The sequence below is a fragment of the Nitratidesulfovibrio liaohensis genome (assembly GCF_011682075.1).
Lineage (GTDB): Bacteria > Desulfobacterota > Desulfovibrionia > Desulfovibrionales > Desulfovibrionaceae > Cupidesulfovibrio > Cupidesulfovibrio liaohensis.
In genome coordinates this window covers 1-7,929 of the sequence record NZ_VSMK01000062.1, presented here as the reverse complement: position 1 = coordinate 7,929, position 7,929 = coordinate 1, and the positions used below count along the sequence as shown (strand labels likewise).

Annotated in this window: 8 protein-coding genes; 1 reads left to right on the top strand and 7 read right to left on the bottom strand. The window is 61.2% G+C overall.

All coding sequences use genetic code 11. The features are described from left to right. Positions 1–349 precede the first annotated feature (349 nt). The 3 genes from prfA to rpmE all read right to left on the bottom strand — a co-directional run bounded on the left by prfA (position 350) and on the right by rpmE (position 2,834). Positions 350–1,423, bottom strand: coding sequence for a peptide chain release factor 1 (gene prfA, locus FVW27_RS02845; protein WP_167122576.1), 1,074 nt, complete (start codon positions 1,421–1,423; stop codon positions 350–352). Between the two features lie 3 nt (positions 1,424–1,426). Continuing rightward, the gene (locus FVW27_RS02840) at positions 1,427–2,359 is read right to left on the bottom strand and encodes a DUF1385 domain-containing protein (protein WP_167122580.1); all 933 of its coding nucleotides are present in this window, start codon (positions 2,357–2,359) and stop codon (positions 1,427–1,429) included. 259 nt (positions 2,360–2,618) lie between these two features. Next, complete coding sequence (rpmE, locus tag FVW27_RS02835; RefSeq protein ID WP_167122574.1) at positions 2,619–2,834, bottom strand: 50S ribosomal protein L31; 216 nt, start codon at positions 2,832–2,834, stop codon at positions 2,619–2,621. 416 nt (positions 2,835–3,250) lie between these two features. Between rpmE and FVW27_RS02830 the strand changes: the two genes are divergently transcribed. Beyond that, on the top strand, positions 3,251–4,084 hold the full coding sequence (locus FVW27_RS02830; RefSeq protein WP_167122578.1) for a TlyA family RNA methyltransferase: 834 nt from the start codon (positions 3,251–3,253) through the stop codon (positions 4,082–4,084). 38 nt (positions 4,085–4,122) lie between these two features. Here FVW27_RS02830 and FVW27_RS02825 read toward each other — a convergent pair whose 3' ends face one another. From FVW27_RS02825 to FVW27_RS02810, 4 genes are all read right to left on the bottom strand, one after another. Then, positions 4,123–5,205, bottom strand: a complete 1,083-nt coding sequence (locus FVW27_RS02825) for an XRE family transcriptional regulator (protein WP_167122572.1) — start codon at positions 5,203–5,205, stop codon at positions 4,123–4,125. Positions 5,206–5,334: 129 nt separating this feature from the next. Beyond that, entirely contained in the window at positions 5,335–5,970 is a 636-nt protein-coding gene (locus FVW27_RS02820) for a hypothetical protein (protein WP_167122570.1), read from the bottom strand. A gap of 194 nt (positions 5,971–6,164) precedes the next feature. Next, positions 6,165–7,181 (bottom strand): type I glyceraldehyde-3-phosphate dehydrogenase, encoded by a 1,017-nt coding sequence (gap, locus tag FVW27_RS02815; RefSeq protein ID WP_167122568.1) that lies wholly within the window; start codon positions 7,179–7,181, stop codon positions 6,165–6,167. Positions 7,182–7,192: 11 nt separating this feature from the next. Then, positions 7,193–7,756, bottom strand: coding sequence for a GAF domain-containing protein (locus FVW27_RS02810; RefSeq protein ID WP_167122566.1), 564 nt, complete (start codon positions 7,754–7,756; stop codon positions 7,193–7,195). Positions 7,757–7,929 lie beyond the last annotated feature (173 nt).

Here is a 7,929-nt window from a genome sequence, read left to right as displayed (position 1 = left end):
GGCCCTGCGGCGCGGCAGCGGACAACGGGATGAGGGCGGCGCGGGCGGCAGCCGTGTCCTGCCTGGCAGTGTCGGGAAATGTCGTGGGGCTGTGGTCGCTCATGGGGCCGAGCAGTAGCGCAGCCGGGGGCGCGCCGCAAGCGGTGGGTGGGGGAAGGCCCGCGAAAAGGCCGTGCGGTGTTGTGGCTGCGGGCACGCAGCCATCGCCGGGCTGGCCGTCTGGACGTGCTGTTGTTCGCATCAGGGACGGAAACGCAGAACGGTGACTGGACGCGAAACGGCCCGCCGCTTGCGCGACGGGCCGTCTTCATGCTCACTCTTTCTCGTGCCCTGACTCGGTGTCCGCAGCCTACTGCACGTCGGCCTGGGCCTTCAGCGCCTCGGTCTGGGCATGGGTGGACAGGGCGTCGAACAGGGCCTGCGCCTCGCCTTCCATCACCCGGTCCAGCGAGTACAGGGTGAGGTTGATGCGGTGGTCGGTCACCCGGCCCTGCGGAAAGTTGTAGGTGCGGATGCGTTCCGAACGGTCGCCGGAACCCACCTGCGAGCGGCGGTCGGCGGCCATCTCGTTGTGCTGGCGGTCCTGCTCGGCCTGCAACAGGCGCGACGCCAGCACCTTCATGGCTTTTGCCTTGTTCTTGTGCTGCGACTTCTCGTCCTGGCAGGATACCACGATGCCGGAAGGCATGTGGGTTATGCGCACCGCCGATTCGGTCTTGTTGACGTGCTGGCCGCCCGCGCCCGACGCGCGGAACACGTCGATGCGGATGTCGTCCGGGCGGATTTCCACGTCCACTTCCTCGGCCTCTGGCAAAATGGCCACGGTGGCGGCGGAAGTGTGAATGCGGCCCTGCGATTCGGTGGCGGGCACGCGCTGCACGCGGTGGGTGCCCGATTCGAACTTCAGGCGGCTGTACACCTTGTCCCCGACGATAAGGGCGATGATTTCCTTGTACCCGCCGGTGTCCGATTCGTTGGCGCTCAGGATTTCCACCTTCCAGCCACGGATTTCGGCGTAGCGGGAATACATGCGGAACAGATCCGCCGCGAACAGGGCGGCTTCTTCGCCGCCGGTGCCCGCGCGGATTTCCACGATGGTGTTCTTTTCGTCCAGCGGGTCCTTGGGCAGCAACAGCAGTTGCAGTTCCTGCTCGATTTCGGGAATGGCCGCCTCAAGCGATTTGGCTTCTTCCTGCGCCATGGACCGGATTTCCGGGTCCCCGTCGTTCAGCAGTTCCTTGTTGTCGGCAAGGTTCTGGCGCAGTTCCTTGTAGCGGCGGAACACGTCCACCACTTCCTTGAGGTCTGCGTGGGCCTTGGTCAGCTTGCGGTAGCGGTCCTGGTCGTTGAAGACCTCGGACGAGGCAAGCTGCTGCTCTAGGTCTTCGAAGCGGCGTTCCAGGTTCTCGAGCTTGGCGAACATCCGTTACTCCGTTGCGGGGGCCTGATGGCGGTAGGCGGGCGCGCGCACCGTTGCCGGGGCGGCGTCTCCCAGGGCCTCGCGCAGGGCCACTATGGCGACTTCGAGTTGGTCTCGGTCGGGTTCATGGGTGGTCAGCATCTGCAGCAGCATGCCGGGGGCGCGCAGCGCCGCGCCCAGCAGGCCGTCGCCAAGGCGGGCGGCGTAGCGGATGGCCTCGTAGGCAAGTGCGCTGATGGGCACCATCAGCAGAAATTTGAACAGCACCGTCCCGGCGTGCTTGGTCACCGCGCCGTCGGGCGTCCACACCACCAGCAGCAACGGCACCAGCACCGCGTGCAGGATGATGGAAATGGACAGCACGAACAGCAGAAAGGTGGTGCCGCAGCGCGGGTGCAGGCGGCTGTGGATGGCGGCGGTTTCGGGCGTCACGTCGCCGCGCGCCTCGAAGGCCCGGATCACCTTGTGCTCCGCCCCGTGGTACTGGAACACCCGGCGGATGTCCGGCAAAAACGAGATGGACAGGATGTACCCGATGAAGATGGCGAACTTGAACAGGCCGTCCCAGGCGTGGAACGACAGCCCCTCCACGTCGCCGCCAAGGCCCAGCCACTTCATGCCCAGCGAGAACATGTGCGGCAGCACCACGAACAGGCCAAGGGCCAGGGCCACCGACACCGCAAGGGTCACGGCAAGGTGCCACGGCTTCAGTTCCTCGCCGGTCTCACCCTGGGCGGCGTGTTCGGCCGAGCGGTTCAGGGCCTTGATGCCGTTGACCAGGGTTTCCACCAGGGTGGGGAAGCCGCGCACGAAGGGGCGTTTCAGCCAGTCAGCGGACGACAGGGTGTACCACGGGCGACTTTCGGCCAGTATTTCGCCGTCGGGCAGGCGCACCGCAAGGGCCAGGCGCTCGCCGTTGCGCATCATCACGCCTTCCATGACGGCCTGGCCGCCGATGGTGCAGGGCGTGTCCGCCGCGAGGGACAGCGCCGCGGGCAATACGCGACAGGCACGGCCAAAATGCGAAAACGCCGCGCGGAGCGCACCGGTCACGCCGGTGGCCCGTGTCCTGCCCATTGCGCCCATGCTGTACCCCTTGCGGCTGATGGCAATGAAGATTTCTCCCCGGAGGGCGAACCCCTCCGGGGAGGAAAAATCGACGTCGGCGCGCGTGTGCGCACCGCCCGAGGAAGGCAGGCTACTTGCCTTCGCCGAACTTGGCGTACTTCTTGCGGAAGCGGTCGATGCGACCGGCGGTGTCAACGAAGCGCTGCTTGCCGGTGTAGAACGGGTGGCACTGCGAGCAGATTTCCACGTTCACGACTTCGCCCTTGGTGGAAAGGGCTTCGGCTTCGTAACCGCACGCGCAGGTCATCTTGGCCTTGAACGTGGTGGGATGGATGTTGTCTTTCATCTTGGACTCCTCGTGGGGAAAATCGGAACGCAAGTTGATACGCCCATCTCCCCGTTTTGGCAAGGCCTCCGATGTGACGGCGTTGCGGGCCGTCCGGGCCTCGTGTAGTCTGCCCATCGCCGCGCCCCGAGCATCGGGGCAGGGCGGGCAGGCGCAGGCAACAGGTATGCCGGGTGCGTGCCGCTGTCAAGGTTGCGCCGGTCAGGGCCGTGGCAACGTGCACAGAAGTTTTTTGTCCGGGCAGTCGCTGGTTTTCTTTTCCTCTTTTTCCGCGTGGCCATGCCGCGCATGACGAGTACCGCATGTCCCGTCCCGTTGATGTTCGCAAGGATGAACCCGCCACGCCGGCGGAAAACGCCGGGGCGACTGCGCCCGGAATGGACGAGGCTGTTTCCGGCGCTTCCGGTGAAGCCTCCGTGGCCCCGCGCCCCCGCCCCGCGCGCCCTCCGAAGAAGGAACGCGCCGATCAGCTGGTGTTCGAGGCCGGGCTGGCCGAAAGCCGCGAGCAGGCCAAGCGGCTGATCATGGCCGGGCAGGTGGTGGTGTTGCCGGAGGGCGACGGCGACGAGGACGGGGACGGCGACGCGGGCGTGCCGGATCTGGCGAAGACGCCCGAACGGGCCGTGAAGGTGGACAAGCCGGGGCACAAGTACCCGGTGACGACGCGCTTCGAACTGTTCGGGCGCGAGCGTTTCGTCTCGCGCGGGGCATACAAGCTGCTGACCGCCATCGAGTATTTCGGGCTGGACGTGACAGGCTTCGTCTGTCTGGATGCCGGGGCGTCAACAGGAGGGTTCACGGACTGCCTGCTCCAGCACGGGGCGGCACGGGTATATTCCGTGGACGTGGGGCACAACCAGCTGCACGAGCGGCTGCGGGCCGACGCGCGGGTTGTCTCGCACGAGCACACCAACCTGCGCACCGCGCCGCCGGAGCTGATTCCCGAGCCGGTGGACCTGGTGGTGGCGGATGTGTCGTTCATCTCGCTGACGCTGGTGCTGGCGCCGTGCCTGCAATGGCTGAAGCCGGGCGGGCGGGTGGTGGCGCTGGTGAAGCCGCAGTTCGAGGTGGGGCCGGGGCAGACCGAGAAGGGCGTGGTGCGCGACCCGGTCCTGCGGCAGGCTGCCGTGGACAAGGTGGTGGCGTACTGCCGCGATGCGCTGGGGCTGGACCTGGAGGGCGTGGTGCCCTCTGCCATTACCGGCCCCAAGGGCAATCAGGAATATCTGGCGGCGTTCCGGCGGCGGTGACTTTTGATGTGGATTAGCTGTTGTTCGTGGTGGTGCTTTTACCGTGCAGGGAAATTGATAATTTTTGCCTTTTGTGGAGCTGGGGACAGCGAAGAGATGGTCTCGCTACTGATTCCTTGAGTTTTGAGAACATCGATAAGCTGCTCTTGGTATAGTCCTATTTCATTTGCTAAGTCAGATATTGTTGTGTCTGATGAAACAAGTTGAAGGGCTTGATCCAGCGACGTAGGGAGGGGTCTGTCGAATTCTTTGGGTTCACTCCTTCTGTAGCCTTCACGAGTTAATGATATGATACCACTTCTGTAATTTCGTTCTGACATGATGTCGAGCTGGCGAGCTCTGTACATCGATGCGGCAATAGATGTGTGCCAAAAATCTTTAACAGAAATAAATACAGAAAGTGAGAATTTTCTGGGGCAGTCAGTTGAGAATGTTGGGTAAGGCATAAGGAATGCTGATGCAAATCGATTGGCGATTCTCTCTGTGAGGGGGTCCCCTGAACTTCTATTTTCATCGAGCAGTATATGGGCGAATTCGTGACCGTAGTCGAATTGCATTCGACTTGCGGGAGAGTCCGCCGTGATCATTATACACGGTCTGTCATCAATCCATGTGGCAAATGCGTCGAGCTTTGCACATTCGCAAGGCAATAATATAATGAATACACCGATACTCTCTAGGAGTTCGGCCATATTCAAGATAGGGCCTAGGCCTAGGCCTAAATTTTTCCGGACGGTTATCGAGTATTCCTCGATTTTTCTCTCGGAGAGTTCTGGGCCTTCATAAGTTGAAAATGCCACATCGGGAAATGTGACGCCGCGTCGTTCAAGAGCCCTGTAAATGGCTAGTACGTCTTGTGCATAGCGAACTGCCTGATATCGTTCTGCTTGCGTGACAGATCTATTCGCCCGGAAGTGGCATGTCTCAATCTTTAGTTGCGGAGATTCGGGGAGTAGAGTCGTTAAATAGGCTGGATGGATTTTGAGGGCCTGCACGAGGCGCGTGAATGTTTCAAAGGCTAACCCGGATTTCCCAGATTCAAATTGGGTAACCGCACTAGGCTTCTTGTCGAGCAGTTCAGCTAATTTTTTTTTGGTCAGTCCAGCTCTTTCACGGGCCATGCTGATTCGTGCCGGGCTTACGTGCTGGAAATAATAGTGCAGGGAACTCTCGACACTCATTGGATCACTCCACCGTATATTCTGCGCTTCTGAAACGGGCCGGAGCGTTTAAGCGTCGTCGCCTCGCCTCTATTTTGCCCGCTGCTTTTTGGGGGAGCCCAGTTCTCTTGTCAAGTCTCTGTGAGAAATTCGTATGATTTGTTTTCTTGTGATCTCTTCAGGTGTTACGTTTTTGTAGGTGCCACTATTTATGTCTACGTCGAATGTAAAGATTGTTTCGGCTTGATATGCATTGTGCCCGACTGGGGTGAGTAGGTCGAAAGTAATTTTTCCAAAGCCTTGTTCTGCGCTGATGTCGTATCCCAGTGTGTAAATGCCCTTGTCCGTCATGAAATGGCTTAACTCTTCAGAAAGGAAAAGCTGGCCCTGTAGGACGCGTTTGATGCTCCGCCCCGAGGGGGGGATGCGAGTTTCCGGAGCAACGCGGGATACGTAAAAGCTAATTGGGACACCGTCAGCCGCGGCGTTAATTTCGAGAACTTTTTTGTGTGGAATGCCATGGAAGAAATCGCTGGTTGCACAAACTCTTTCAAGCCGAGTGAAAACGTTGTCCCAGCAGCAACAGCCAATCATGTAATTAGAATAGTTTTCTGTATCCTGTTCGTAGGAGGCAAGTACGCGTTGACCAGCTTCAATGAGCTCGGGGATAATCTCAGCTTCGAGCTTGGTGCGGAAAATGGATGGAATTTTTTCTTGCCGCGGCATGTGCGCTCCGATTAAGTGGTTAGCGTTTCTCTGTGAATACTTTAAGTCAAAATGAAAATCAAGCATAAAAATTAAGTATCGGTTGGTTTTATGTTTCGCCGCGAAGTGCAAAAAACCCCACCCTCGCAGATGTTATGCTGCGAGGGTGGGGGTGTGCTTAACAGTGTTATTTTGCTGTTTTTTTTGCTTCGAGGCTACAGCCCCTTTTTCGCCATCAACGCGGCCAGATCCGCCACGCGGCAGGAATAGCCCCACTCGTTGTCGTACCATGCCAGCACCTTGGCCATGTCGCCGTTCATCACGGTGGTGAACTCGGCGTCCACGATGCTGGAATGCGGGTCGGCAATGAAGTCGGACGACACCAGCGGCTTTTCGCAATACGCCATGATGCCCTTCAGCGGCCCTTCGGCGGCGGCCTTCAGGGTGGCGCGCAGTTCGTCGGTGGTGGTGGGCTTTTCAAGCTCGGCCACGAAGTCCACGATGGACACCGTGGCCGTGGGCACGCGCAGGCTGATGCCGTCGAACTTGCCCTTCATCTCGGGAATGACCTTGGCCACGGCCTTGGCCGCCCCGGTGGAGGTGGGGATGATGTTCTGCGCGGCGGCGCGGGCGCGGCGCAGGTCCTTGTGGGGCAGGTCCAGGATGCGCTGGTCGTTGGTGTACGAATGCACCGTGGTCAGCACGCCCTTGACGATGCCGAAGGCCTTGTGCAGCGCCAGGGTGACCGGGGCCAGGCAGTTGGTGGTGCACGAGGCGTTGGACACGACGTGGTGCTTTTCCGGGTCGTAGTCCGCGTCGTTGACGCCAAGCACGATGGTCAGGTCTTCTTCCTTGGCGGGCGCGGTGATGATCACCTTCTTGGCCCCGGCGTCGATGTGCGCCCTGCACTGCGGCCCGGTGCGGAAGATGCCCGTGGATTCGATGACGATGTCCACACCCAGGTCGCGCCAGGGCAGCACCTTGGGGTCGCGCTCGGCAAAGTTGTGCACGACCCAGTCGCCCACGTGGATGTTGCCATCCTTCACTTCGGCGTCCACCTTCAGGCGGCCGTAGCAGGTGTCGAACTGCAACAGGTGCACGTTGGTGGCCACGTCGTACAGGTCGTTGACGGCCACCACTTCCATGGTGTCGGGGTAACGGTCCAGGATGGCCTTGAACACCTGACGGCCTATCCGCCCGAACCCGTTGATGGCAATGCGGAGTTTGGTCATCGGGGGTTCTCCTACAGTTCGTGGATGGTGTTGTTGTACGCGGTGAGCAGTTCGTAGTCGGTCTTCAGCGCCTGGTGCATGCGCGCGTTCTCGATGGCGATGGCGCTGAGGTTGGCGATGGCACCGGCGAATTCCACTTCTTCTTCGGTGAAGTTGCGGGCAACGGCGGAATAGACGCGCAGCGACCCGATGGCCTTGCCGTCCACCAGCAGGGGCAGCACCAGGATGGACACCAGCCCTTCGGCGCGGGCGGCTTCCGGGTACTGGAAGCGCGGGTCTGTGGCCACGTCCTGGATGTGAACCACGTTGCCCGCCAGCACTTCGCGGTCAAGGCCGCTCTTGGCGATTTCGATGGGGCCCTTGCGCAGGTAGCCCTTGCTCAGGCCCCACGCGGCGCTGGCCAGCAGGGTGGTGCCGCGTCGGTCGATGAGCCGCAGGGTGCAGGCCTTGGCATTCATGGCGTCGGCCACCTGCTTGGCGATGGTGTCGAGCACGGTGGTCGGTTCAAGGCTGGAGTTGATGACGCGGACCAGGTCGTAGAGCGTACGGTAATAGGTGTGTTCGCGTTCGCCCATGGCGATGCCTCCGGGGTTGGGGTTGCGGTGGACGTGCGGCGATGGGGACACGACGCTGGGGCGGGGTGGGCGCTGTGACCCGGCGCAAGCCAGCCGTCTGGGGCGCGGCGCCTCGGTCCTTGCCGCGTGAGTGCGGGCCGCACGGTGTTGCCGCATGCGGCCCAAGGGGGGCA

What these genes read in the sequence shown, in the direction of transcription:
- prfA (WP_167122576.1), bottom strand. Translation starts at nt 1,423, where the DNA reads ATGTTCGCCAAGCTCGAGAACCTGGAACGCCGCTTCGAAGACCTAGAG.
- FVW27_RS02840 (WP_167122580.1), bottom strand. Translation starts at nt 2,359, where the DNA reads ATGGAAGGCGTGATGATGCGCAACGGCGAGCGCCTGGCCCTTGCGGTG.
- rpmE (WP_167122574.1), bottom strand. Translation starts at nt 2,834, where the DNA reads ATGAAAGACAACATCCATCCCACCACGTTCAAGGCCAAGATGACCTGC.
- FVW27_RS02825 (WP_167122572.1), bottom strand. Translation starts at nt 5,205, where the DNA reads ATGGCCCGTGAAAGAGCTGGACTGACCAAAAAAAAATTAGCTGAACTG.
- FVW27_RS02820 (WP_167122570.1), bottom strand. Translation starts at nt 5,970, where the DNA reads ATGCCGCGGCAAGAAAAAATTCCATCCATTTTCCGCACCAAGCTCGAA.
- gap (WP_167122568.1), bottom strand. Translation starts at nt 7,181, where the DNA reads ATGACCAAACTCCGCATTGCCATCAACGGGTTCGGGCGGATAGGCCGT.
- FVW27_RS02810 (WP_167122566.1), bottom strand. Translation starts at nt 7,756, where the DNA reads ATGGGCGAACGCGAACACACCTATTACCGTACGCTCTACGACCTGGTC.